Below are 26,690 nucleotides of genomic sequence, written 5' to 3' on the forward strand. Positions count from 1 at the left end.
GGATAAGGAAATTGATACAATATTTAATTTTTATCTAAACCATGAAATAAGAGCTGCAGTTGAAGATATTCTGAAAATAGTTTATTATAAAGATATAAAAAAGCGGGGTATTGTAATGGAAAAGTTTAAAAAATTGAAGAGATCTAACTATATAAGTGGTAAATTTTATTCTGATAGAGATGATTATATAGAGTATATTTCCAAGAAATATAATATTCCTAAAAACGAGGTTTTGGAGAATGACGAGTTAGTTATCGAGTTAACACAAAATTGGTTTAAGCAAGGTCAAGTTGGCTGTGGATTTGCGCAATATATGGCAGGTGATGCTGATAAATTCGGTTGGCGTTTTATTGTTGAGAAAGAATCTGAGTACACTAAATCTTCAATAAGTAAGCTATATGGTAGAATTAATGAACATTTGCAAGCTTCAGGAGATGAGGTACTATCAATATTATTTCCAAATATTGATTCTGATGTTAGATTTGCAGAGTTAATTCAGTCACTAGTAGAGTACACTCCATTTTTTATTGAAAATACTCAAGAATATTCTGAGGAATTAATATTACTTTCACTCAGACTGGATATCTCGGGTAATAAAAATAACTCATGGATAATGGCACTGGGACCGTTTAGTAATTTTCCAGCAACTAGGCAATGTCCAATTACACAAATCGTAATAAGGTTAAAGGTTAAAGATACTGGACGCATGTATCATAAGGCTAAAAATGTTAGTGATGCTCACAATGCTGATATGCCAGTAGATATGATAGAACCAAGGAAGCAAGATGCTTTATGGGAGCTTTCTTTTAAAAATACAGAGCGAGTTTTAGGACATAAGCCAGATAATTTATCTGCGGCAAAATATACATGTCCTATTCCAAAGAAGATTTATAAAAATTTATTTAAAGGGTAATCTATGAAAAAATACTTAATTAATTTAAATGGTGCAAATAATATAACTAAAAAGACGATAGGTAATAAGGCCTATTATGTAAATTTATTAGAAAAAATAAAAGTCAAAACCCCACATTCTTACGCCATTTCTTCAGAGTTTTTAATGGATTTAATAGGGAGTGATTTCTTTGATGTTAATAGTGATTCTACAAATTTGGGAAATTTACTACAGAAGAAATTAATAGATTCAAAGTATAATCCACTTTGGAATGATTTATTCAATGAGATTGAAGATGCTTATGGTGTTAATAAAAGGATTGCAATTCGAAGTACCTCATTAAATGAAGATAATACTGATACAGCAAGTGCGGGTAATTACACTACAGTGTTAAATGTCAAAATGAATCATTTTGACATAGTTAGTGGAGTAATGAGAGTATTCGAGTCTTATATAAAATACAAATATACATGGAAAGAAAAACATGTCATATTTCCGGTATTAATTCAAGAGTATATTGACTTAAAATACAATGGGGTGGCATTCTCTAGAAACCCGTTAACTATGGAAAATGAATTTATACTAGAGATAGGAAAAAGTAATAAATCTGTTGTTAATGGAGAAATTAACTATGTTTCGATATATAGCATAGATAACGAGCAAGTGGAAGAGACGCAAGAAGAAAAGCAATTTAAAGAAGATAATGAATATAAAGATAAGATTCAGGAGTTAATTTATGAAGTTGAAGAATTAGCTGGATTTAGTAAGACAGGAGTAGATTTAGAATGGGGACTTAGTCAAGATGGTCAATTATTTGTATTTCAAATACGAGCAATCACAACGAAACCTTTATTTTTTGAAAGAGCTCAAAAGGAGAAGTGCTTTTTCATCGATTTAGATTCAGACGAAGTGCATAAAATGGGGTTCCCGAAATTTCAAAAGGGGCTGATTTCTAAGCAATGGAAGAAGCGACATTGGATGAAACAAATCCTCCGTAATGCAGGTATCAACAGAGATTATAGACTTGGATTCTTAGTATTTGATAAAGTTAGAGCAAGTGAGGTTACAATTCAGAGTGAGATTGATAGGATATTTTCAAGTCAAGAATTATTACTTATATTTGAGACTCAGGATGGGAAAAAACAAAATAAGATAATAAATAGAAGTGAATTTAGCACTTCAATAGATTCAATTGCTATGTTGGGTGGGATTAGCATAGTTTGGGTAACTGAATTTCATAAACCAATTTTGTCTGGCTATTCTAAAATATTAAACCAGAACATTATAATAGAATACATTGTAGGTGATTTGATTGGCTTGAAGAATGAAGTGATAAATTATATGTCTGAGGTTATTCTTTCTGTTAATGGGATTAAAATACATGAGTGTATTTCTGAACAGAAAATACAGTATTCTTTTGATCAAACAAACAATTCGGTTAGAGTGGATTATTATGAACCGGTACCAAAAATCTCAAATGAACATTTGAATCAAATACGAGATATAACGACAACCTTAGATATAGAATATAGGGGTGTGGTCGTAGAGTGGGTATTAACTGATAGAGGGGTTTTAGTATATGATATGTCCGACGATAAATCAGTTATCAATGATAACTATCAAACTATTGAAGGGTATCGTGTGATTTCCACTGGATCTTTATCTGGAAATATTATAGAGCTGGATGAGATTTTATTTTCTAAGCTAGCGATGCAAAATAAAACCTTAGTTAGCGTTGTACCTAGTGTAAACGAAATGGAAAATGTTGAGAATAACTCTATATTGAAAGAATTAGAAATGAAAATATCAACAGTTTCCAATCCTATATTGCTAGCACCTTATCCAGATATAAGTTTATTTCCTTTATTAAATAAAGTATCGGGATTTATTTTTAAATCAGGCTCCGTGTTAGGTCATTTGAGTATTCATTTGCGTGAAAGAAAAGTACCAGCAATTATCTTAGATGAAAGAAAGATAGCAAAAGATACGATAGATTTAATTATTTAATGTCAGACAATAAGCTCACATTAGTAATACATCTGATTATAAGTGGATTATACGAGTACGAAAGATAATATTAACTCATATTGCTGATATTAATTAACGTAGTAAATTGGAGAACAAAAAGGATGAAAAAGCTGATATATACTTCTTACGATGGTGATAACATCCATTTAATTGAACTTTTTATAAGTTTTGTATTAAATACTGGCAATATTCCTGTCAATCCAACTAACAATTTGGGTTACTATTTGTCAACTACTTATTATGAGAATAATAAGTTTGAATGTGTCAAAGATTGTGTATCTCTTGAGCTAATTTGTGATGAGCTTTGGATTTTTTCTGATAATGAAAATCACCAATTACCTGAAGGTGTGATATTTGAATTTTTAGAATGGAAAGCTAATAAGGGCTCTAATGTGAAGATTATCCCGATTGATATAGTTAAAAAATTTTTTTCAGGGGAATGGGTTTTATCGCTTAATGAATTTGACTACTCATGTGACGAAGTATACAAACTATTAAATAGGGAAAAATGCAAAGAATTGGAACAGACAATTTTTCTTACAAATCAATTGAGGAGTGTCCTACTATTAGACTTGGATGACAAATATTTTAAATATGCTGATTGGGTAAAGCAAAAGGCATTTGAAGAGGGGTATGTACCTTTAATCACATGTGTGACTGTGCCAGTATATAAGTTAATCGAATGTCAGATATTTGAACCCGCAGATAAGTATTATAGCATAATAAGGAATAAAGTTAAGTATTTTAGACAAGTCGTTGAGTATGATGAAAGGGAGTGTACTCATAGATATGAAAGTGTATGGACATTACAATATTGTAGCGTCCCTAAATATGTGAGCAAGAACTGGGCTATGACAGAGATAGAAAATAATGAAAACAATGAAAACAATAAAAAAAGTTAGAGTAACTAATTATTCTTTGAGTAAATCACTGGACTGTCTTGAGAGGATGGGGAAATTATTCCCAATTGTGAGAATTGATGACAGTGCTTGTAGAATTTTTATTAGAAATAATGATACTAATTATTTATTTGAAGTCTCACAATGTGGTAATGATTTTCAAGTCACTATGCTATTAGGTGAACTAAGTGATAGTGAGACTCAGCAGATGTTTAACAAAGTATTTAGTATTTTTGATTTACATAATAATAATTATAATAAAATAGATGCTTATGCTTACGGAACAGTAGACTCCACAATATTGTTTAAATCATTAAAGGGACTCCGAATCATAAAGGATACAAACATCTTGAATTGTATAATACGAACGATTATTAGCCAACAAGTTAGTTTGAAGGCTGCCTCAAATATAGTTAGAAGATTTATTGAGTATTATGGAGATAGCATAGAATTCGAAGGAACTCACTACTTTCAATTTCCTACAGCTGAATTCATTGCTACAAGTTTAACCGTTACTCAACTAAGGGAAATTGGAATTCCCTTAACACGTGCAGACGCTATCATTAGTTTAGCTATTAAAGTACGCAAAATGGAGAAACCTTTAGATGATTATTCATATAGTGAATTGAAAGATATTGTGATCTGTATCAAAGGTATAGGTAAATGGACAGTTGAAATGTTAGGTTTGTTTTATTTTACAGCCCCGGATATTGTACCAGTTGCTGATCTAGGCTTGCATCGGGCTATTGAATATCTATATAATTTACCTGAAAGAAGTATATCCAAAATAAATGTGAATAGTGTAACAAACAATTGGAGTGGTAATAAATCTTTGCAGGTTTATTATATTTGGGAATATTGGATGTTAAACAAAGAGGAAAATTGATTTGATAATTTTGGAAGACGGAAACTTTAAATTGACAGTTTCAATAATTATAAAGAGTGGGGATGAGGTGCTTCTTCAGTTACGTGATCAGACGGGCTATATGGACGGATATTGGGATTTAGGTGTCAGTGGACATGTTAAAAATCAGGAAGAATTAAGGGATGCAGCAGTTCGAGAAGCTCATGAAGAATTAAATTTGGAAGTTGTTCCAGAAAAATTGAAATTCATTACGATGATACAAAATGTTAGAGATAATTATATTTATACTTATTTTCTTTATGATCTCCCAATTGATGGAGAAATTAAATATCGTATAAACGAGCCTAATCAAATAAAAGGTTTATTTTGGTCCAAGCTTTATAGTTTACCTAAAAATATACTTCCACAAAACAAAGTAGCCATAGAAAGCTACTTACACAATATTTATTATGAAAAGATCTATTATGAAGGAGGAGACAGATGATTCTAGCTGTAATTAAACGAAATTGGCAAATGTACAAGAGATACTTTCCAATTACTTTATTTTTGAATAGAATCTTAGATGCATTTTTTCAACTAATAGTATTTTGGTTGATAGCTAATTATATGTTTACTAATCAATCAAAGATTGGCTCTGGTTATTTTATTAAAGACTACTTCACCTACGCTGCTATAGGAATGATATTTTATAATGTGTCTGTAGCGGTTCTAATGAATGTTGGTAGGTCGCTAATTACAGAAGTCAAAGAAGGTACTCTAGAAAGTTTACTAATAACACCTTATAAAGTTAGAAAATATTACTTTGGGGTTTTTATCGAACAATTGGGACGAACTTGTATAGAATGTATGTGTACAATCCTTCTTGCTTTGATGTTAGGGGCGGAAATTTTAAGTATATCTCCTGTTGTATGGATATTAGGAACTGTGTATGTTTCGCTTATTTCGTTTTGTATGGGAGTGTTACTTTCTAATATTATGCTGTGGTTGCGAGACACATTTCTTAGTCAAAATACACTCTTTGTAGTAATATTTTTATTATCAGGTATAACATTTCCAAGACATATATTGCCAATACCATTGAGCTTTATTGGTGAACTTATTCCATTGACTCATGCACTAGAATTTATCCGTATGCTTATGACTTCTAACTATACTTATAACGACATATTTAATGTGGTTTTAAAAGGTTTGATAGGGGCAGTAATATATTATCTTGTTGGTTTATTTTACTACAAGAAAGTGGAGCAGAAAGTTATTGGATACATCTCATATTAAAAAATAAGGGGAGATAAAAGTTGTTAGAAGTAAAAAATGTAAGTAAGCATTATGTTATAAAAAAAAGAAGCAAAATTTTTAGCAGTTCTAAAATTAAAAAGAATGCAGTAAAGAATGTATCAATAAATATACCTAAAGGAAAAATTATAGGAGTTTTGGGTGAAAATGGTGCAGGAAAGACTACTCTAATTAAAATGATGACGACATTGCTTCTACCGGATAGTGGAGAAATTTTACTAGATGGTAATGATATTAATGATGACCTGGCTCTTACAAGAAAAAAAATCAATGTTATTAACGGTGGTGAACGAAATCTTTATTGGCGTCTTACAGCTATTGAAAATCTTGTATATTTTGCCTCGCTATATAATATATCGAGGGATGATGCATTAAGTATCTCAGAACCATTACTAATTGAGTTCGGTCTGTGGGAAAGTCGCGATATTCCAGTTGAACAATATTCGAAGGGAATGAAACAGCGTCTTCAAATCATTAAAGGATTACTTAACAATCCTAGCTACCTCTTTCTAGATGAGCCTACAATTGGATTAGATGTTAGTGTTTCTAGGGATCTAAGAGAAAGAATTAAAGATATTGCTAATAATAAAAATAAGGGAGTTTTGCTCACAACACACTATATGGCAGAAGCTGAAGAATTATGTGATTATATTTATATACTGAACAAGGGTAGAATTATACTAGAAGGAACGAAAGACGAAGTACTGCAGAAGCTTTCTTTAGATAAGGAAGTTATTATTAATCTTATCGAGACTGGTACAGATGATCGGTCTATACTAAATCTGAATAATATATTTCCCGAAAGTGAAATAACTGATGTGGATGGAGAGTGTGTATTTAGGCTGAAGTTAAAAGATCGAGAGGTTACAGAAGTGCTAAGTACTTTAACGTCACATGGGTACAAATTCAATAAACTACAAGTAATTGAACCGTCTCTTGAAGACGCTATAATTAAATTAAAGAAAGAGAATAAAGATGATTAGCATGTTTAGGGCTGAATTGAGGAGAACATTATTAAACGATAGTATAAATCGCTTCTATTTATTTTCACTTATTATTTGGCCACTTTTTTCTTTTATCCAGACGTTTTATAATTTGAGTTTGTTTCCTATTGAAAAATTAAAAATTGACAATATTAATTCAGAACAGCAGCTATATTATTTTATTTTTATAGGCTATTGTGTTTTTATACTATTTTCAAATGCTGTGCAAAGTTCATGGCGTCTTGGTTCGGAAAGAATTCAAGGTACATTAAGCCAAATATTTTTAGCTCCAATTAACAAAATAAGGTGGATATATATTAGAAGTTTTTCACTAGTTTTGAGTAACTCATGGTTTTTCATATTATTGTTTATTTTAGGTATTTTTTTATATAGCGAAAAGGATTTTATTTCCGTTCTTAAAATTACGTTAGCTATTATAATAATGATAGTAGCGGTATGGATTTGGTCCGCCTTCATTGCAAGCTTTTTCATAATAATGCGAGACGGGACATTATTATTTGTATTAATTCAAGGTCCACAAGATACTTTTAGTGGTGTCCAAGTACCTTTGAGCATATCCCCAAAATTTGTAAGAATTATTGGAAGCTTATTCCCTCTATCATATACAATCTCTTTACTAAGGGAAATACTAATTGGTCAATCCTTACTAAAAATATCATCAATTTTCTTTGTGTTTTTAGTAGTTAATATTTTAATAATATTAACTACAATAGTTGTGCTAAAACTTGGAGAGGCTCATTTAAGGAAAAATGGTAGTATCGATTTCTATTAATATTAACGGAAAGACTTGCCTTTTATTGCTATTTATAGTATACTTGTATAGTAATCATATATAATAAGAGTGTAGTTCTTAATTTTTAGAAAGGAGTATAGTGTATGGCAAAGAAAAAATACCAAACACCTAAAGTATCTGAGTTAAAATCAGCAGCTGGAATTAATGTTAAGGCTTAACAGGATTGTGTTATAGAGTTAATTTTAAAAACCATCTTAAGTCTAATACTTAAGATGGTTTTATCTTTTTTTAAAAAACAGGAGAAATCATTGATTAGACTAGTTTTAGCAATAATTGTTGTATTTTGGATTGCTTTGCCTCTATCTTATCAAATTCAAAGCAAAATTAGAGGTGATTTACTTTTACGTATTGTCAGGATATTAAGTATTAATATTCCATATCTAGCTATATTTCTTATTATAAAGTATCCATCATATAGTTTTTTTATAAATTATATGATTTTATTACCAATTATTTTAAGTATCATATATATTCTTATTGATTTTAAAAATTTATCTTATTCAAATAATCCTGCAATATTTTCATATTTTGGGGAGGTCAGGAAAGAACAATTATTATCACGTTTTAGCGAGGTTACCGTGATGCCTCTTATAGAGGAACTGTTTTATAGAGGAACAATCCCAATCACAGGCTCTATAAAGGAAATATTGATTATCTTTTTACTAACAACTTTATTGTTTAATCTAGCTCATTATATTGGACAGAGTAATGATATAACATTTCACTTGAAACTATTCATCCTATCTTTATTCTCATTTCTAATATACTATTTTACACATAATATTATTTATTCAATTATTTTCCATGTATTGTGTAATATACCTTGGTTTGTTACTAATTATAGAATGTACCTTTATAGCAAAAAACAAAAGAATGAGGTGTTTTAATGAATCATTTAAATAATAATGCTAAAAAATTAGCAGAAAATTTATTATCGAGATTTAGTATCTACGAGGAATTCAATATTCTTAATATAAATACAGTATTTGTTGCAGGTTCAATTTTTGAAGGTTTTGGTAATAGTCGCTCTGATATAGATATATTCATAATTTTAAATAGAATTGATGATCAAGTTCTAACAAGTTTTGTCAATCAAAATCAAGATTTTTCATTATTCAAACGTGAACATAAAAGAATGTTAACGATTACATATAGAGAGGTTGATTATGACATTGAGTTACATGAAGTAGATGCTATCCAGAATTATGCAGAGCTTGTTAATAGAGGACAAGGATCGAAATATAGTCCTTATTATGATTTTTTTCATCGATTAAAATTTGCGCAACCACTTGGTGGAGTAGAATTTTTTAGAAAATTAAAAAATTCTATAGACTATAACAAGTATAATTTGATTGTCCCTCTAGGAGTGAGGATGTATTATAGTATTAGAGTTACAGATATTCAAGGAGCTTTTGAAGAAGGAGCATATGACACTTCTCTATATATGGCATTGTCTTTGTTAGAAGACTGCATTAGTTCCTACCTTTCACTTTTTGGTGAGACTAATCCAAATAAAAAATGGTTAATTAAAAAAATACACAGACTTGAGAAATCTAACCAGCTGAATATCAGCTTAAGTGAATCAATGGTGATATCATACAATCAGATTGATTTTTCGGATGAACTAAGTTTAAAGGCTAAGACAGTCATAGTATTAAAAGAATGTCAAAAAATAAACTTAGAGTGCGAAAAATTAATTGCGCAATACACAGAATAAATCTATTTTGTGGCATTAGTGAAATAAAGTTTTTTATTAAAATATTGTAATTTAAATCATCAAAAGGAGAGGAGAACTAAGAATGTTAGAAAAGAATCCTTTTGTCACTGAAAAATATCAGGACAACAATTTATTCCTAATTTATAATAATAAGGTTCACATCCTTACAGGTATTGCTCCATTTATTTGGGAAAGCATCAGAAATGGAATCTCTAGGGAGTATTTGTTAGCAGAAATATTAAATAATTATGATGTAAAGGAGAAGAAAGCCGAAAAAGATTTAGAAAAAATTATCAAAAAATTATTGGTGTTAGGTGTCTTAACTGAAAAATAGGAATATATTCAAAACATCTAGTAATAATCTTTGTAAGCGCCCAATAACGAAGTATATTGAAAAATCTCCAGACTAGAGAACTCATTGACAGTTCCTAATCTGGAGATTTCTTATTTGCACTTTTCTTGTACAACTTTAATCCATGGTAAATAAACCTCTAAAACCTCTTTGTTTACGAGAGTTTCCTCGTTTGGAAGACATTCTAGAAGATAGGATAGATATTTTTCACTATTTAGTTGATGACGTTTAGCTGTTTCCAACAAACTCATAATAATAGCTCTTGCTTTAGCTCCTTCAAAACTTTGAGAAAACAACCAATTTTTACGTCCCATAACCAATGATTTAATGGCACGTTCAGCTAGATTATTGGAAAGGACCAGATGCCCGTCTTTCAAAATGGCCTTAAAGGTTTCTTCATACTTGAGACTGTATTCAATTGCCCTTCCTAGTTTTGAACCAGGTAAAACTGACTGACGCCGACACCAAGCAAAGAAGTCTTCCATTAGGGGGTGGAGCTCTTCTTGACGTTTCTGTAGTCGTTCATCAGCTGGCAAAACCTCCCAGTCTCTTTCCAAGGCAAATAACTGGTCACAATAAGCTAAACCTTTAGCTCCTAAGGATGATTTATCTGCTTGCTTGGGGGTCGCTTCAAAAAACTTCCTTCTCACATGTGCCCAACATCCAACAAGTTCAGCCTCTTCCAGTTGACGATAAGCTTCTAGCGGTTCGCAGTTTACCAAGCTTAGCGTCGCCTTGCTCCTAAACCTTGGACTGCTATCGCATAGGCAGAACTAGAGGACTAAAGTCCTAAGTTACTGCCGCAACATATCACAATGCACATATCCAGAATAATCTCCTAGGAATTCTTGTACTACCGAACCACTCCGACGCTGATCATGATGGTAAAGAGTGATGCCTTGTTCCTCAGTTTTCCCTGACAAAAAGGTCCAATAGTAGGTCAGATGGCTATCACTCTCTAAAACCCGATAAGAGGTTTCATCCGCATGAAGAAGAGATTGTTCTAACAACTTTTCTCGTAAAAGATTATAAAGGGGCTCCAAATAATAGTGACTCGTCTTGATATGCCAATTAGAAATTTCCTTACGTGTGATTGGTAAACCCATCTTAGCCCAATCTTCTTCTTGGCGATAATTGGGTACCTTCAGATTAAACTTCTGATGGATGGTGTGAGCGATAATAGAGGCTGAGCCAAGGCTATGCGCCAAAGGGGCTTTAGGGACAGGAGCTTTTACAATTTTATCACTTGGATTATTCTTACTGCATGCTTGGCACTTGTAAGCGTGTTGAATATGATCAACTCTTTTTAATTGCGCAGGAATAAAGACCAATTCTTGTCCTTGAAGGCTCGCTCCAATTTCTTTTAGCTCTCCCTGACAGTTAGGGCAAATGCAGACCTCTAAGCGATGATGAACTTCTTCTGAATTAAATTGGGCAAGAAGAGATTGACGTTTCCCTTTAACTTTCTTACGTTTGTAGGTGATTTCTTCTCTTTCAACTGGGTAAGTCAGAGTCTTCTTCCAGATTTTGTTCCTCCTCAAAAAGACTGAGTTGTCCAGAGGGGCAAACACTTTTCTCAGAGGATTTTCCATAGAGCTTTTGCGTTAGATAAGCCACTTGTTCACGCAGAAGGGCAAGTTCATTGGTGAGACTATCAATTATAGCACTCTGTTGTTGAATGATTTTCAATCTTCTCCCATAGACTTTCCTCCTTATTTCCTAACTTTATTATATAGTGTATTGAATCTATAACAGTACACCTTGACTGCTAAAATATTTCTATAAATTAATTTGACTTTCCTGATAGAGATGTTCATATCTTATTTCAATTCACTATACTAAAAAGAAAGTCCTCATTTCAATAGAAATCACGACTTTCTGATGAATTTATTTTGGGAGTGATAGAAAAGCCTTTCATAAGCCAGTTTACTTGTTCAGGTGTGAGAGCTTTGACATCCTTTTCTGTACTTGGCCAAGTCAGTTTACCGTTCTCAAAGCGTTTATAAAGTAGCCAAAATCCCTGACCATCCCAGTAAAGGGCTTTAAAGCGGTCTTTACGTCCACCACAAAAGAGAAAGACTTGACCTGAAAAGGGATCTAATTCAAAGTGGGTTTTAACGAGATAAGCTAGTGAATCAATGCCTTGTCTCATATCGGTTTTCCCACAAACGAGATAGACCTGCCCTAGGCTAGATAGATGAATTGCCATAGAGCAACACCTTATCCAAAAGTTTTTCTATCATTTCTTGATTGAGAGCTTGAAAAAACTGAGTTCAAGCTTTCCAATACGAACTGTAAGCAGAAGATCATTTCTCTTTTTAGAATCAAAACGATGAGATTGTGGAACCTCTACAGGAACAATAGGTTGTGGCATTACAATATCCTCCAATAGTTTTACTTTACTAATAGTATACAGGAGGTCTTCCATGAATGATAGATACCTTGTTATGACGCGCTTATGTTTATCAAGCGTCTAATCTCAAATGGATTAGGCGCTATTTGCTTTTTCTATGGTATAATAGAAGATGGATTTATTAATTGGAGTATGAAGAATTTATGATTAAACTAGTAGCAACGGATATGGACGGAACCTTCCTAGATGAGAAAGGACGCTTTGATATGGACCGCCTCAAGTCTCTCTTGGTTTCCTACAAGGAAAAAGGGATTTACTTTGCGGTAGCTTCAGGGCGCGGATTTCTATCCTTAGAAAAATTATTTGCTGATGTACGTGATGATATTATTTTCATCGCGGAAAATGGCAGTTTGGTAGAGTATCAAGGTCAGGATTTGTATGAAGCGACTATGTCTCGTGACTTTTATCTGACGACTTTTGAAAAGCTGAAAACGTCACCTTATGTAGACATCAATAAACTGCTCTTGACGGGGGAAAAAGGCTCTTATGTGCTAGATACGGTTGATGAGACCTATTTAAAAGTGAGTCAGCACTATAATGAAAATATCCAAAAAGTAGCGAGTCTGGAAGATATTACAGATGATATTTTCAAATTTACGACTAACTTCACAGAAGAAACGCTGGAAGCTGGTGAAGCTTGGGTCAATGAACATGTTCCTGGTGTTAAGGCTATGACAACTGGCTTTGAATCCATTGATATTGTTCTGGACTATGTCGATAAGGGAGTGGCCATTGTTGAATTGGCTAAAAAACTTGGCATCACAATGGATCAGGTTATGGCTTTTGGAGACAATCTAAATGACTTGCATATGATGCAGGTTGTGGGACATCCTGTAGCTCCTGAAAATGCACGACCTGAAATTTTAGAATTAGCAAAGACTGTGATTGGTCACCATAAGGACCAGTCGGTTATAGCTTACATGGAGGGCTTATAATGGCAGATATAAAATTGATTGCATTGGACTTGGACGGGACCTTGCTGACTACTGATAAAAGGTTGACGGATCGTACCAAGGCAACCTTGAAAGCAGCGCGTGATCGTGGTATTAAGGTTGTATTGACAACTGGTCGTCCCTTAAAAGCTATGGATTTCTTCCTCCATGAGCTAGGGACTGACGGCCACGAAGATGAGTATACCATTACTTTTAATGGTGGATTAGTTCAGAAAAATACAGGTGAAATCCTTGATAAGACAGTCTTTTCATATGATGATGTGACTCGAATTTACGAGGAAACTGAAAAACTAGGAATCCCCTTATACGCCATTTCAGAAGGAACAGTTTATCAGCTTCAGTCTGACCAAGAAAGTTTATATGCCCAGTTAAACCCAACTCTAACGTTTATTCCAACTGCTTTTGAAGACCTATCTAGTCAAATGACTTACAATAAATGTGTGACTGCCTTTGCTCAAGAACCCTTGGATGCAGCCATTCAGAAGATTTCTCCAGAATTGTTTGACCAATATGAAATCTTTAAATCACGTGAAATGTTGCTAGAGTGGTCACCAAAGAATGTTCATAAAGCAACAGGCTTGGCAAAACTAATCAGCCATCTTGGAATTGACCAAAGCCAAGTTATGGCCTGTGGTGACGAGGCCAATGACCTCTCTATGATTGAGTGGGCAGGGCTCGGTGTTGCCATGCAAAACGCTGTTCCCGAAGTCAAGGCAGTCGCAAATGTAGTGACTCCAATGACCAACGATGAAGAAGCTGTCGCCTGGGCTATCGAAGAATATGTACTAAAGGAGAACTAAGATATGGGATTATTTGACCGTCTATTCGGAAAAAAAGAAGAACCTAAAATCGAAGAAGTTGTAAAAGAAGCTCTAGAAAATCTTGATTTGTCTGAAGATGTTGAGCCTACCTTAACAGAAGCTGAGGAAGTTCCTCAAGAAGAAGCAGTGGTTGAAAGTTCTGAAGAATCTTTGCTCGAAGAAGAGGATAATCAAGAGACAGTTGAAGAAAGTGTGAATTCAGAGCCAGTTGTAGAAGTTTCTCAAGAAGAAGTCGAAGAATTGCCAAACTCACAAGAAGTCACAGAGGAAGAGAATTCTGAGCTACTAGAGACTGTAGAAGAAAATAATTTTGAAGTGCTTGAACCAGAAAGGCCTCAAGCAGAAGAAACTGTTCAGGAAAAATATGACCGTAGTCTCAAGAAAACTCGTACAGGCTTCGGAGTTCGCTTGAATGCCTTCTTTGCTAACTTCCGCTCTGTTGACGAAGAATTTTTCGAGGAACTGGAAGAACTGCTGATTATGAGTGACGTTGGTGTCCAAGTCGCTTCTAACTTAACAGAGGAGTTACGCTACGAAGCCAAGCTTGAAAACGCCAAGAAACCTGATGCACTTCGCCGTGTCATTATTGAGAAATTGGTTGAGCTTTATGAAAAGGATGGCAACTACGATGAAAGTATCCACTTCCAAGATGGCTTGACAGTCATGCTCTTTGTCGGGGTCAATGGTGTTGGGAAAACAACTTCTATCGGGAAACTAGCTCACCGCTACAAACAAGCAGGTAAGAAAGTCATGTTGGTTGCGGCAGATACCTTCCGTGCAGGAGCGGTAGCCCAGCTAGCTGAATGGGGCCGTCGTGTGGACGTTCCAGTTGTGACTGGACCTGAAAAAGCTGACCCAGCCAGTGTAGTCTTTGATGGAATGGAACGTGCCGTATCTGAAGGTATCGATATTCTTATGATTGACACCGCTGGTCGTCTGCAAAACAAGGACAACCTCATGGCTGAGTTGGAGAAGATTGGTCGTATTATCAAACGTGTTGTGCCCGAAGCACCTCATGAAACCTTCTTGGCTCTGGATGCATCAACAGGTCAAAACGCTCTTGTACAGGCCAAAGAATTTTCTAAAATTACCCCTTTGACAGGAATTGTCTTGACTAAGATTGATGGAACTGCTCGAGGTGGTGTTGTTTTAGCTATCCGTGAAGAACTCAATATTCCTGTAAAATTGATTGGTTTTGGTGAAAAAATCGATGATATTGGAGAGTTTAACTCAGAAAACTTTATGAAGGGTCTCTTGGAAGGCTTAATCTAATCAGAAGCAAAAATCCTGCAAGGTACAAACTTGCAGGATTTTTTTTATTCTAAACGACCATCTTGACGATAAGCGATATCTGGTTGCCAAGTCCATTTGGCATCGAATTTTTCAAGTAAGTCAAAGCTGGCTTGAGGTCCCATGCTTCCAGCTTTATAGTCATGAAGTGGGGCACCATTTTCAGCCCAGAGCTCTTCGATACGGTCAATCAATTTCCATGACGCACCAACTTCATCCCAGTGGCTAAAGTTAGTTGAGTTATTATTTAAGACATCATAAATCAATTTCTCGTATGGTTCTGGAGAAGCACCAGTTGCGGTCGCATCTGTACGGTAATCCAGTGAGTTAGGAGCCAAGTTAAATTCTTCTCCTACTTGTTTCCCATTTAGGCTAAGAGAGAAGCCTTCTGTTGGTTGGATATAGATGGTCAAAATATTTGGAGCAAGTGGCTCACCAAAGATAGAGTCCATTTGTTTAAAGACGATGTTGACATGAGTTCCTTTTTCAGTCAGACGTTTACCAGTACGGAAGAAGAAAGGAACACCATGGAATCGATCGCTGTCTACAAAGAAAGCACCAGATGCAAAGGTTTCAGTTGTAGATTCTGGATTTACATTTGGCTCGCTACGATAAGAGATGTATTTCATGCCATCAATCTTACCAGAGCGGTATTGACCACGGATAAAGTGTTCTTTAAGTTCTTCATCAGTTGGATGATAGAGGTTTTTAAAGACCTTAATCTTCTCAGCACGAATCTCGTCTTTTGTGAAGCTTGCTGGTTTGTCCATGGCAAGGAGGGAAAGCAGTTGTAGAGTATGGTTTTGTACCATGTCACGGAGGGCACCAGATTGGTCATAGTAGCCACCACGTTCTTCTACACCCAAGCGCTCTGCAAAGGTAATTTGAACATTGTCGATAAAGTCCTTGTTCCAAACATTTTCAAAAATCAGGTTGGCAAAGCGAACTGCAAAGATGCTTTGGATCATTTCCTTACCAAGATAATGGTCGATACGGAAAATTTGTTCTTCGTCAAATGTTGCTAGGAGTTCGTCATTTAACTTGCTTGCGCTTGCGTAATCTGTACCAAATGGTTTTTCAACGATTAAGCGCTCAAAACCTTTACCGTCAACAATGTTTTCAGACTTGAGGTGTTTGGCAATGGTTCCAAAGAACTGAGGTGCCATCGACAAGAAGAAGAGCTTGTTGTGTTCAGCTTGGTACTTGTCATTGAGTTCGGCCTGCAATTGACGCAAAGCAATATAGTGCTCTGTATCATTGACATCATGACTTTGATAGTAGAAGTGGCTAGCGAATTCTTGAGCCTGTTCGGCACTATCTGCCAAATCAAGGATAGATTCAACTACTACAGATTCAAAATATTCCTTGCTCCAAGGACGACGAGCAGTTCCAATGACGGCAAAATGTTTGGAAAGATTGCCGGATTTATATAGTCTAAATAGGGAAGGGTAGAGCTTGCGTTTAGCCAGGTCTCCACTCGCACCGAAAATTGTAACAATAACCTTAGATGACATCTAGCTACCTAATTTCTATTTTTATTCCTAGTCTTGCTAGGTATGAGGAAACCTCATTTCATAAACTTAATTCTAACATAATTTTCCGAAAAATCAAAAATTCCAATACGAGGTAGAAAAAAACTGCAAGGAAATCCTTACAGTTTGCGTTTAAACGTTTAAGACCTTGTCCAAGAAATCTTTCAGACGTGGGTGTTGTGGGTTATCAAAGATTTGATCAGGTGTTCCGTCTTCAAGGAATTCACCATCTGCAGTAAAGATAACGCGGTTAGCAACCTGACGAGCAAATCCCATCTCATGGGTTACGATAATCATGGTCATACCTTGCTCAGCCAATTCCTTCATAACGTTTAGTACGTCTCCGACCATTTCAGGGTCAAGGGCAGAAGTTGGTTCATCAAAGAGCATGATGTCTGGATTCATTGCAAGTCCACGAGCGATGGCTACACGTTGTTTTTGACCACCTGACAGGCTATCTGGACATGCCTTAGCCTTATCTGCTAGCCCAACCTTGTCAAGCAACTCCATTCCCAATTTTTCAGCTTCTTCCTTAGTCATCAACTTGTGCTCAATAGGAGCAAAGGTGATGTTGTCCAAAACGGACATGTGTGGGAAGAGGTTGAAGTGTTGGAACACCATTCCGATATTTTCACGGACGTGGTCAACGTTGGTTGTTTTTTCAGTTAAGTCATAACCGTTCACAGTGATGTGACCGCTAGTAACTTCTTCCAAAAGATTTAGGCTACGGAGGAAAGTTGACTTACCAGAACCTGAAGGACCAATGATACAAACCACATCTCCTTCATAGAACTTAGTCGTAATTCCTTTTAGGACTTCATTTTTTCCGTAGCTTTTGTGTAAATCATTTACATCAATTTTTAGTTTTGCCATTAACGAATCCTCTTTTCTAAGCGTTTCGCTAGTTTAGTCAAAAGTGTGATAATTACAAGATAGAAGATAGCAAGGATTGCATACATCTTGAAACTTTGGTAGTTACGGGCAATGATAATCTTACCAGTTTGGAAGAGTTCAACCAAACCGATAGCAGAAACGATTGTTGTATCTTTAAGAGCGATAACGAATTGGTTGACAAAGTTTGGCAACATCAATTTAGTTGCTTGTGGCAAGATAATCTTGCGCATGGTTTTTCCATAAGAAATACCCAAGCTTCGGCTGGCTTCCATTTGACCAACTGGAACAGCCTGAATACCACCACGAACGATTTCAGCGATATAAGCAGCCGCATTGAGTGAGAGGGCAATAGTACCAGCTACAAAGTCGTTAATTGGGCTTTGTTGGCCTGTGATAGACTCGATGAAGTTTGGAATTCCCCAGAAGATGAAGGCTGCAAGAATCATCAAAGGAATACCACGGATAACGTCAACGAAAATCTCAGAGATCACACGAAGAGATTTGTATGGGCTAACGCTAAACATACCGAAGATAATCCCGATAACAATAGCAATAGCAAATGAGATAAGAGCTAGAGCAAGAGTGATACCAAGGCCGCTAAGGAGTTGTTTGTAGTTGTTTTGAAGCAAGCCCCAGATAGTTGTCTCATCAACAGTGCTTGTTGAAGCAGTTGAAGATTCGCTAGCTAGGTATTTATCAAGAATCTTTTGGAATTCACCGTTTGCTTTAAGGTTTGCAAGTCCGTTGTTGAACATTTCAATCAATTCTGGATTTGTGCCTTTTTTAACAGCAAAAGCTGTTTCACCGATTGGAGTTCCAGCGATTGGAGTTTTCAATTTTTGTCCTTGGCTGATAGAATATTTGAGGACAGGCTCATCATCCATAACGGCATCGATTGCCCCAGTATTTAAACTGTCATACATTGAAGAACCATCAGCGAAGGTTTTGATTTTGTAGCCGTATTTGCTTTGATTTTCTGTTAGGAAGGTTTGAGAAGCAGTTCCGTTTTTAACACCAACTGTTTTCCCTTTCAAATCTTCATAAGAAGCAATGGTACTTGATTCTTTGACACCAAGGATAGTATTGGCAGTGTAGTATGATTCTGAGAAGTCAAAAGTTGCCTTACGAGCATCTGTGACAGACATACCAGCAATGATACCATCAGCTTGACCAGCTTGAACAGCACTGATAGCAGCATCAAAACCAGGGTTGGTGATTTCAATTTCAAAACCTTGGTCTTTAGCAATTGCCTTAATCAATTCCATATCAATACCAGTGTATTGGTTGCTTGAATTTTGGAAAACAAAAGGTGCAAAAGAAGAATCGCTGGCAATGATGTATTTAGCTTTAACAGGAATAGCTTTTAAGCCTGCTAGAGTAGTTGTGGTTGGCACTGCTGAAGATGATGAAGCAGTCCATTTCTTGATGATTTTATCAAGACTACCATCTTTTTTCATTTCAGCCAAGGCTTGGTTAAATTCAGTAACTAGGTGCTCGTATTTGCTACCTTTTTTAACACCGAAAGCAAAGCTACCTACAGCTTCACCATCCATTTCAATATGGAGGTCTTGACCTTGGTTAATGGCATATTCGATAACAGGTTTGTCATCCATCATGGCATCGATGGCACCAGCACTCAAGCTGTTGTTCATCAAATCACTAGTGTCAAATGTTTTAATAGTAAAGCCGTATTTATCTTTAATCGTTTCTAGGAAACGTTGAGCGGCTGTTCCGTTTTTAACACCAACAGTTTTACCAGACAATTGGTCGTACTTGCTAATCTTGTGTGCCTTTGTAGTTGCAATGACAACTTTTGTATCATAGTAAGTATCAGACATGGTAAAGACTTTTTCACGTTCTTTCGTCTTTGTCATCCCTGCCATGATAGCGTCAGCTTGACCAGCTTGAACAGCATTGACCGCTGCGTCAAATCCAGGATAGGACATCTGAATGTTCCATCCTTTAATCTCAGCGACTTTATTGATAATGTCAACATCAATTCCTTTATAAGTTTGATCTGAATCTTTAAACTCAAAAGGTGCATAGGCGGTATCAGAAACAATCTTAATAGTTTCTGCTTTGGCAATACCTAATGAGAAAATTGGGAATAAAATTAGCAAAAATGCTAGAAATTTTTTCTTCATTTTTAGTCTCCTTTTCCGAATATTCTCTCATTATATCAGAAAAAGTAAAAAAAGGCAAATTTTTATATTTTTTGTGTCAGAAAATATAACATTGATTTTTTCTTTTCTTTCTTGAATTGTTATCACAAAGTGCTATAATAATAGTATATAATAGAAGAAAAGAGGACGAGGATATGAAGAACAAAAGAATATTTAAAGACTTCCAAACTTCAAAAATGAGTTTAAACATTTACACAAGCCCCTTGTTAGCCTTTGTTTTTGTCTTCATAGGAGAGTTTGTGGCTTTTACTTTGTATGGTATTGGCTTGTTAGCTCTCATCGGACTTGCTAGAAATTTTGGAGAGGCTGGTCAAAATCTTGCAACCTACTTGCAGACCTTGCATCAGAGCTTGACGGATAAAACAAGTGACTTTCGTTTAATTTTAGGATTACTGGCCTTTGGTTTTATTCTTAACACTGTGTTCAGATGGACAAGAAAAGTTGAGAAAAGACCTATTCGAACCTTGGGATTTTATAGAGAGAATTTCCTCAGCAATCTTCTGAAAGGATTTAGTCTAGGTCTGGCACTTTTTCTTCTGACCTTGTTAGGTTTGGTGGTCTTAGGTCAATATCGTTTGGAATCCATTCACTTGAATCTTTACTCGCTTGTCTTTGTAGTCTTTACTATCCCTTTTTGGATTTTACAGGGGACAACAGAAGAAGTGGTAGCCCGTGCTTGGCTCCTTCCTCAATTGGCCTCAAGAACCAATCTAAAACTGGCTATTCTTATATCTAGCGTACTTTTTACCCTGCTTCATGTGGGAAATTCTGGTCTAACACCTCTATCTCTAGTGAATCTCTTCTTATTCGGAGTTGCCATGTCCCTATATCTTCTTAAAACAGATACTATATGGGGTATAGGTGGTATTCATGGAGCTTGGAATTTCGCACAGGGAAACCTCTTTGGAGTATTAGTTAGTGGTCAGTCTTCAGGAACATCAATCATGAAATTTACTCCACAAGGCAATCAAGGCTGGTTATCAGGAGGATCTTTTGGGATTGAGGGTTCTATCATGACAAGTCTAGTATTGCTACTGCTGATTGTCTATCTCGCCTATCAATTAAAGAAAGAAAATGAAAGGATGTGACTTTGGTCCGTCCTTTTCTTCGTGAAAATGCTACAAGTATGCTAAAATAGGAATAACACATGGAGAGAGGATTATTATGATCAATCGTATTACAGATAATCAATTTAAACTAGTATCAAAATATCAACCATCAGGAGATCAACCACAAGCTATCGAGCAGTTGGTTGATAATATCGAGGGTGGAGAAAAAGCTCAGATTCTGATGGGGGCGACTGGAACAGGGAAGACCTATACCATGAGTCAGGTCATTTCCAAAGTCAATAAACCAACTCTGGTCATTGCCCACAATAAAACGCTAGCAGGCCAGCTCTATGGAGAGTTCAAGGAATTTTTCCCTGAAAATGCAGTTGAGTACTTCGTATCTTACTATGATTATTACCAACCTGAGGCCTATGTCCCTTCTAGCGATACCTATATTGAAAAGGATAGTTCTGTCAATGACGAGATTGACAAACTTCGTCACTCAGCGACTTCAGCCCTTTTGGAGCGCAATGATGTTATTGTAGTGGCCTCAGTCTCTTGTATCTATGGTCTGGGTTCGCCCAAGGAATACGCTGATAGTGTCGTTAGTCTCCGTCCAGGTCTTGAAATTTCCCGTGATAAACTCTTGAATGACTTGGTGGATATCCAATTTGAGCGAAATGATATTGATTTCCAACGGGGAAGATTTCGCGTTCGTGGGGATGTGGTGGAGATTTTCCCTGCTTCCCGTGATGAACACGCTTTTCGAGTGGAGTTCTTTGGTGATGAGATTGAACGTATTCGTGAAGTTGAGGCTCTGACAGGTCAGGTCTTGGGAGAAGTGGATCATCTGGCGATTTTCCCAGCCACTCACTTTGTGACCAATGACGACCACATGGAAGTTGCCATTGCTAAGATTCAAGCAGAGTTGGAAGAGCAACTAGCTGTCTTTGAAAAGGAAGGCAAATTGCTTGAAGCCCAGCGCTTGAAACAACGGACAGAGTACGATATCGAAATGCTGCGTGAGATGGGCTACACCAACGGGGTTGAAAACTATTCACGCCACATGGATGGACGTAGTGAGGGTGAGCCTCCTTATACGCTCTTAGATTTCTTCCCAGATGATTTCTTAATCATGATTGATGAGAGCCACATGACCATGGGACAAATCAAAGGCATGTACAATGGAGACCGTTCTCGTAAGGAAATGCTGGTGAATTATGGTTTCCGCTTGCCATCAGCTTTGGACAATCGTCCTCTCCGTCGGGAGGAGTTTGAGAGTCACGTTCATCAGATTGTTTACGTTTCAGCGACACCTGGTGACTATGAAAATGAACAGACTGAGACAGTGATTGAGCAAATCATTCGACCAACAGGTCTTTTGGATCCTGAGGTGGAAGTTCGTCCGACTATGGGACAGATTGATGACCTCTTAGGTGAAATCAATGCCCGTGTTGAAAAGAACGAACGAACCTTTATCACAACTTTGACTAAGAAAATGGCAGAGGACTTGACCGACTACTTTAAGGAAATGGGCATCAAGGTCAAGTACATGCACTCAGATATTAAGACCTTGGAACGGACGGAGATTATCCGTGACCTGCGCTTGGGTGTCTTTGACGTCTTGGTCGGAATCAACCTGCTCCGTGAAGGAATTGACGTTCCTGAAGTGAGCCTCGTAGCGATTCTCGATGCTGATAAGGAAGGCTTCCTACGAAATGAGCGTGGCCTCATCCAGACTATTGGACGTGCTGCTCGTAATAGTGAGGGACATGTCATTATGTATGCGGACACGATTACCCAGTCTATGCAACGTGCCATCGATGAAACTTCTCGCCGTCGGAAAATTCAGATGGCTTATAATGAAGAGCATGGTATCGTACCACAGACAATCAAGAAAGAAATCCGTGACCTGATTGCTGTGACCAAGGCAGTTGCTAAGGAAGAAGACAAGGAAGTTGACATCAACAGCCTCAATAAACAAGAGCGCAAAGAACTCGTCAAGAAACTAGAAAAACAAATGCAAGAAGCAGTTGAAGTGCTTGACTTTGAACTAGCAGCTCAGATTCGTGATATGATGCTGGAAGTCAAGACGTTGGGGTAAGGGAATTCGTAAATGTAGTGTGATAATGAATTAGCCAATTTTTACTGATATAAAGCCCCATTTTTAATATACTGGGGGGCGTATCTTGCACTGAGTGAAAATTTGTTGTATAATTAAAATGGCCGTAATTTTTTTACGATTAATAGGAGGTATGGAAATGTTACAAAAATTTAAGGTAAAAGGTTTTAAAAATTTTGCATCACAAATTGAGTTTGATTTAACAGCTGGAAATTATTCATTTAATGATAGTATTGTAAAAAATAATATTCTTACTACTGCAGTTATATATGGTGATAATGCTTCGGGCAAATCAAACCTAGGTTTAGCTATAATGGATATTATAACTCATCTGACAGATAATGAAAAAAATATTAATGATTATAAAAAACATTTTTTAAATCTAGAAACTACGCCTGAGTATGCCAAATTTGATTATACCTTTAATTTCAATGATCACATTGTAAAATATAATTATTGTAAAAAAGAGTATGATGTGATTTTATATGAAGAATTATTCATAGATAATGAATTGATTGTTAAATACGATAGGCAGGAGCAGATAAAAATAATAAATTTGAAAAATGGTGGTGAAATAAATTTTGAAAAATTAAGAGATGATCAATCACTGGTAAAACTTGCCTATGTTTATTCGACAGGTGGTGATCAGGAAGAAGATACAAAAGATGCTATTTTTGATAGATTTATTAAGTTTGTTGATTCAATGTTATCCTTTGATTCAATTTATGGAAATCACTATCAAGGATATACGACAGGACGTGGACAAATTGCTGAAATGATTATTAAAAAAGATAAGGTTAAAGACTATCAACAATTTCTTTCTGAGGTTGGTATTCATTATGAATTGTTTGAAAAAGAGATTGATGATTCGAAACATATTTTTGCAAAATTTCCATCGGGAAAAGAGGCTAATTTCTTTAATATTATGTCTAAAGGAACTCTAGCTTTATCTTTGTTTTTCATGTGGTATATGCAAATAGTAGATGGAATTCAATTTTTGTTTATTGATGAATTTGATTCTTATTTTCACCATAATGTATCTAGAGTGTTAATAAATAAATTAAAATCCTCATCGGTTCAAGTTGTTTTAACTACACATAATACTGCAAATATGTCTAACTCTATTTTAAGACCTGATAGTTATTTTACTATTTCTAATAATAGAATTGCTAATATTGCGAATCGTTCTGGTCGTGAAATACGTCAAGCACAAAATATAGAAAAAATGTATCGCGCAGGTAGTTTTGATAATGAGTAATATATTATTTATTGTTGAGGGAGCCAAAGACGAACCGAAATATATAGACCAATTTATTCAATATCACAAAGAAGTCATGGAGCAAAACGGAAATGATGTATCTCCGATTATTGTCCAGAGCTACGGAACATTGATTTATGATCTATATAAAAGGATTTCTAGTTATCCAGAGGAGGATGAATTTGAAACGATTCCTGTCCTACTAGAAATATTAAAAGATAAGTCCATAGAGTATAGTGATGAGCTAGAAAATCATGAAAAGTTCTCGGATATTTTTCTATTTTTTGACTTAGATGCACATTACCACTACAAGAAAGATAAAAGGAATGATCAGGTTTATAAAGAGATTAATAAACTTTTGTCCTTTTTTAATGAATCAACTGACAAAGGAAAGCTACTAATTAGTTATCCTATGTTTGAAGCTTTAAAATGCTTTAAAGATGATTTTATAAATGGGAGTAATGTATTGTGCCATTTGTTTAATATTTATGAGGTCAAGAAGAAAGGTAGTAGTACAACATTCAAAAGAAAATATAAGTGTATATCTTCAGAGTGTTATAAAAATTCGGATTATTCTAAAGAGAAGATTGAAAAATTAGTCCAATATTTTATATTGTGTTCTTTCTATTTGGTTGAAAATGCAACCGATATTTCCAATTCTGAAACTATATTTATAAAACAATATGAAAAATTAATTAATCAGAGGGAGCAGGTTCTGATTTTATCTGCTTTTCCACATTTTATAATTGATATTTTTGGAATAGAGCGATATTGTGAAATTTGGGATTGGACTTTTACATTTAAAAATATTTCTGAGTATAGTTAAAGTTCCTTATATTATTGATTGTCAGAAGTGATGTTACAGTAAAACTACTGTCAATTAAGAAAAATCTAACTAACTTGGATAGATTTAGCATTTTTATTGACTAGTGCTATATTTATCGTATTACCTTATGTGAAAAGGATTGATATTACACAATTAGGTTCAGTGGAGTCTAGAAGCGGTGAACAAACTTCAAAAGAGAAGTAATAGAATATTATCAGAAACAACTTACTATTTTAGCCTTACTGAATAGATAAAAGGAGGACTATAGGCATCATGAGCTTTTACTCCGTGACATCAATGTCGGTGGAAAAATCAAGGTTGTCATGTCTGATTTGAAGACGGTTTGGCTGAGTTGAATTTTGAAAATCCAGTTTTCTACATCAATAGTGGCAATCTTTTCTTTGATAGCGAGGAGCAAAAGGAGAGGATTCGGGAGATTTTTACGGCTTGTTTCAGCCGGTCTTCTGATTTTCCTCTGCCTTTTGTCCTTGTCAACTCTTCCATACTTGAAAAGGAAACAGCAAATCTACTTACATGGTGGCAGGCTGAAACAGCCTTTCAGCTAGACGTTCTCTTTTATCTGCTCAAGATTGACAGGGAGAGTGTTCAAGAGCTGGCAGGTAGTCGGGCAAATGACAGGGAGCAGATGCACTTTGGGCAGGCTGCTTTCTTTTATAGCAATGTGGACCTATAGGACTATCTCAAGTCCAACTACCATAAGAAACTACGCAAGTCCAGTTTCTACAAGCAACTAATTTTCCGAAATGGTAAGACTTTCCAGAAGATAGTGGAGTTGGTGAATGAGAAGTAAGAGAAACAAGAAAAGTAAAAGTTCAGGAGAACAAGTTTAGTCTTTAGTTGGAAAAACATTGGATAGTAGAAGCTTTTTAAAATTATTTAGTCTTAATAGTTGTTGCGATTAGTGTCGGATATTTAACTTTTGGTAATGAGAGCATTCCTGCTTCACTTCGTTATTTTAATTATATTAGTCCTTTATATGTATACTTGTTCCTCTTGGTGCTTATTCTTTATTATTTTCGATTTGGTAGCCTGATTAAATAAAGATGGAAATGTTTTTTTCCATCTTTAATCAGTTTTGATTCCCGCTATGTTTGCTTTCCAATTGTTACCTATCTAATCTTTTTCTTCACCCTATTATTTACTATGGTGATTTTAAAATATAATAAAAAAGGAGAAAAAAATTACCGACGTAAATTTCTCAAAGGTATTTTCATTTAAAACACTCTATCTGAACTTCCTAACCTTTGAAATTTTTCATTTGATTTTGTTAGTTTTAGGTCTATCCTTTACTTCGGTCTTGTGGAATAGATGGTTTTTTATTCTTTGTTTGACTTTCTTTATCCATTCTTGGATAGTCTTTTTTAGGACAAGAGATTTTCATTGATATCATCTCATTTTTGAATTATTCAATGCACTAGTCGCACTTTATACTCAATGAAAATCAAAGTGCAAACTAGGAAACTAGCCGCAGGTTGCTCAAAACAC

23 protein-coding genes and 4 pseudogenes are annotated in these 26,690 nt (G+C 35.4%); 20 read left to right on the top strand and 7 right to left on the bottom strand.

The genetic code is table 11. The annotated features are described in order from the left end of the window. Nucleotides 1-115: 115 nt before the first annotated feature. The 11 genes from SP4011_RS05040 (at nucleotide 116) to SP4011_RS05090 (ending at nucleotide 9,825) form a co-directional block, all read left to right on the top strand. Nucleotides 116-913: a hypothetical protein gene (locus SP4011_RS05040; RefSeq protein ID WP_000410458.1), complete on the top strand. Its 798-nt coding sequence runs from the start codon at nucleotides 116-118 to the stop codon at nucleotides 911-913. A 3-nt stretch (nucleotides 914-916) separates the two neighbouring features. Continuing rightward, the gene (locus tag SP4011_RS05045; protein WP_000760348.1) at nucleotides 917-2,899 is read left to right on the top strand and encodes a PEP/pyruvate-binding domain-containing protein; all 1,983 of its coding nucleotides are present in this window, start codon (nucleotides 917-919) and stop codon (nucleotides 2,897-2,899) included. 122 nt (nucleotides 2,900-3,021) lie between these two features. Then, nucleotides 3,022-3,822, top strand: a complete 801-nt coding sequence (locus SP4011_RS05050) for a hypothetical protein (protein ID WP_000734059.1) — start codon at nucleotides 3,022-3,024, stop codon at nucleotides 3,820-3,822. Beyond that, nucleotides 3,791-4,705, top strand: a complete 915-nt coding sequence (locus SP4011_RS05055; protein WP_000855624.1) for a DNA-3-methyladenine glycosylase family protein — start codon at nucleotides 3,791-3,793, stop codon at nucleotides 4,703-4,705. The genes SP4011_RS05050 and SP4011_RS05055 overlap by 32 nt, the downstream gene beginning before the upstream one ends. Before the next feature lies 1 nt (nucleotide 4,706). Next, complete coding sequence (locus SP4011_RS05060) at nucleotides 4,707-5,168, top strand: NUDIX hydrolase (RefSeq protein ID WP_000584689.1); 462 nt, start codon at nucleotides 4,707-4,709, stop codon at nucleotides 5,166-5,168. Beyond that, complete coding sequence (locus SP4011_RS05065; protein ID WP_000599441.1) at nucleotides 5,165-5,959, top strand: ABC transporter permease; 795 nt, start codon at nucleotides 5,165-5,167, stop codon at nucleotides 5,957-5,959. The genes SP4011_RS05060 and SP4011_RS05065 overlap by 4 nt, the downstream gene beginning before the upstream one ends. A gap of 20 nt (nucleotides 5,960-5,979) precedes the next feature. Then, nucleotides 5,980-6,960, top strand: a complete 981-nt coding sequence (locus tag SP4011_RS05070; protein ID WP_000895179.1) for an ABC transporter ATP-binding protein — start codon at nucleotides 5,980-5,982, stop codon at nucleotides 6,958-6,960. Continuing rightward, nucleotides 6,953-7,753, top strand: coding sequence for an ABC transporter permease (locus tag SP4011_RS05075; protein WP_338620169.1), 801 nt, complete (start codon nucleotides 6,953-6,955; stop codon nucleotides 7,751-7,753). Before SP4011_RS05070 ends, SP4011_RS05075 begins: the two co-directional genes overlap by 8 nt. Nucleotides 7,754-8,022: 269 nt before the next feature. Further along, nucleotides 8,023-8,661, top strand: coding sequence for a type II CAAX prenyl endopeptidase Rce1 family protein (locus SP4011_RS05080; protein WP_000620476.1), 639 nt, complete (start codon nucleotides 8,023-8,025; stop codon nucleotides 8,659-8,661). Continuing rightward, on the top strand, nucleotides 8,661-9,491 hold the full coding sequence (locus SP4011_RS05085; protein ID WP_001016194.1) for a hypothetical protein: 831 nt from the start codon (nucleotides 8,661-8,663) through the stop codon (nucleotides 9,489-9,491). Before SP4011_RS05080 ends, SP4011_RS05085 begins: the two co-directional genes overlap by 1 nt. An 82-nt stretch (nucleotides 9,492-9,573) precedes the next feature. Next, a complete protein-coding gene (locus SP4011_RS05090) occupies nucleotides 9,574-9,825 on the top strand; it encodes a PqqD family protein (RefSeq protein ID WP_000890592.1) in 252 nt (83 codons plus the stop codon). Between the two features lie 110 nt (nucleotides 9,826-9,935). Here SP4011_RS05090 and SP4011_RS05095 read toward each other — a convergent pair. The 4 genes and pseudogenes from SP4011_RS05095 to SP4011_RS05110 all read right to left on the bottom strand — a co-directional run bounded on the left by SP4011_RS05095 (nucleotide 9,936) and on the right by SP4011_RS05110 (nucleotide 12,217). After that, nucleotides 9,936-11,354 (bottom strand): annotated as a pseudogene (locus SP4011_RS05095) (IS66 family transposase). Next, nucleotides 11,338-11,532: a transposase gene (locus SP4011_RS05100; protein ID WP_014017266.1), complete on the bottom strand. Its 195-nt coding sequence runs from the start codon at nucleotides 11,530-11,532 to the stop codon at nucleotides 11,338-11,340. The pseudogene SP4011_RS05095 and the gene SP4011_RS05100 overlap by 17 nt, the downstream one beginning before the upstream one ends. A 169-nt stretch (nucleotides 11,533-11,701) precedes the next feature. Further along, nucleotides 11,702-12,052 (bottom strand): IS66 family insertion sequence element accessory protein TnpB, encoded by a 351-nt coding sequence (gene tnpB, locus SP4011_RS05105; RefSeq protein ID WP_000974360.1) that lies wholly within the window; start codon nucleotides 12,050-12,052, stop codon nucleotides 11,702-11,704. After that, nucleotides 12,033-12,217 (bottom strand): annotated as a pseudogene (locus SP4011_RS05110) (hypothetical protein). Before SP4011_RS05110 ends, tnpB begins: the two are co-directional and overlap by 20 nt. 182 nt (nucleotides 12,218-12,399) lie before the next feature. Between SP4011_RS05110 and SP4011_RS05115 the strand changes: the two are divergent. The 3 genes from SP4011_RS05115 to ftsY are packed head-to-tail and all read left to right on the top strand — an operon-like array spanning nucleotide 12,400 to nucleotide 15,302. After that, complete coding sequence (locus SP4011_RS05115; RefSeq protein ID WP_000594095.1) at nucleotides 12,400-13,191, top strand: Cof-type HAD-IIB family hydrolase; 792 nt, start codon at nucleotides 12,400-12,402, stop codon at nucleotides 13,189-13,191. Continuing rightward, nucleotides 13,191-14,009, top strand: coding sequence for a Cof-type HAD-IIB family hydrolase (locus tag SP4011_RS05120; protein ID WP_338620173.1), 819 nt, complete (start codon nucleotides 13,191-13,193; stop codon nucleotides 14,007-14,009). Before SP4011_RS05115 ends, SP4011_RS05120 begins: the two co-directional genes overlap by 1 nt. Before the next feature lie 3 nt (nucleotides 14,010-14,012). Next, nucleotides 14,013-15,302, top strand: a complete 1,290-nt coding sequence (gene ftsY / locus SP4011_RS05125) for a signal recognition particle-docking protein FtsY (protein ID WP_338620175.1) — start codon at nucleotides 14,013-14,015, stop codon at nucleotides 15,300-15,302. 44 nt (nucleotides 15,303-15,346) lie between these two features. Here the strand turns inward: ftsY and zwf are convergent, their stop codons facing one another. The 3 genes from zwf to SP4011_RS05140 form a co-directional block, all read right to left on the bottom strand. Beyond that, nucleotides 15,347-16,834 (bottom strand): glucose-6-phosphate dehydrogenase, encoded by a 1,488-nt coding sequence (zwf, locus tag SP4011_RS05130; RefSeq protein WP_338620177.1) that lies wholly within the window; start codon nucleotides 16,832-16,834, stop codon nucleotides 15,347-15,349. A gap of 150 nt (nucleotides 16,835-16,984) precedes the next feature. Then, a complete protein-coding gene (locus SP4011_RS05135) occupies nucleotides 16,985-17,725 on the bottom strand; it encodes an amino acid ABC transporter ATP-binding protein (RefSeq protein WP_023936216.1) in 741 nt (246 codons plus the stop codon). Further along, nucleotides 17,725-19,890, bottom strand: coding sequence for an ABC transporter substrate-binding protein/permease (locus SP4011_RS05140; RefSeq protein ID WP_338620180.1), 2,166 nt, complete (start codon nucleotides 19,888-19,890; stop codon nucleotides 17,725-17,727). The genes SP4011_RS05135 and SP4011_RS05140 overlap by 1 nt, the downstream gene beginning before the upstream one ends. 173 nt (nucleotides 19,891-20,063) lie before the next feature. Between SP4011_RS05140 and SP4011_RS05145 the strand changes: the two genes are divergently transcribed. The 6 genes and pseudogenes from SP4011_RS05145 to SP4011_RS05175 all read left to right on the top strand — a co-directional run. Beyond that, on the top strand, nucleotides 20,064-21,017 hold the full coding sequence (locus tag SP4011_RS05145) for a CPBP family intramembrane glutamic endopeptidase (protein ID WP_338620182.1): 954 nt from the start codon (nucleotides 20,064-20,066) through the stop codon (nucleotides 21,015-21,017). Nucleotides 21,018-21,093: 76 nt separating this feature from the next. Next, complete coding sequence (gene uvrB, locus SP4011_RS05150; protein WP_338620184.1) at nucleotides 21,094-23,082, top strand: excinuclease ABC subunit UvrB; 1,989 nt, start codon at nucleotides 21,094-21,096, stop codon at nucleotides 23,080-23,082. Between the two features lie 157 nt (nucleotides 23,083-23,239). Then, nucleotides 23,240-24,358: an AAA family ATPase gene (locus SP4011_RS05155; protein WP_112443750.1), complete on the top strand. Its 1,119-nt coding sequence runs from the start codon at nucleotides 23,240-23,242 to the stop codon at nucleotides 24,356-24,358. Beyond that, the gene (locus tag SP4011_RS05160) at nucleotides 24,351-25,184 is read left to right on the top strand and encodes a hypothetical protein (protein WP_112443749.1); all 834 of its coding nucleotides are present in this window, start codon (nucleotides 24,351-24,353) and stop codon (nucleotides 25,182-25,184) included. The genes SP4011_RS05155 and SP4011_RS05160 overlap by 8 nt, the downstream gene beginning before the upstream one ends. A 323-nt stretch (nucleotides 25,185-25,507) precedes the next feature. Next, nucleotides 25,508-25,995, top strand: a pseudogene (locus tag SP4011_RS05165) (DUF1697 domain-containing protein). Between the two features lie 390 nt (nucleotides 25,996-26,385). Further along, a pseudogene (locus tag SP4011_RS05175) lies at nucleotides 26,386-26,586 on the top strand (hypothetical protein); the annotation flags it as partial. Between the last annotated feature and the right edge of the window lie 104 nt (nucleotides 26,587-26,690).

The organism is Streptococcus parapneumoniae, assembly GCF_037076355.1.
Lineage (GTDB): Bacteria > Bacillota > Bacilli > Lactobacillales > Streptococcaceae > Streptococcus > Streptococcus parapneumoniae.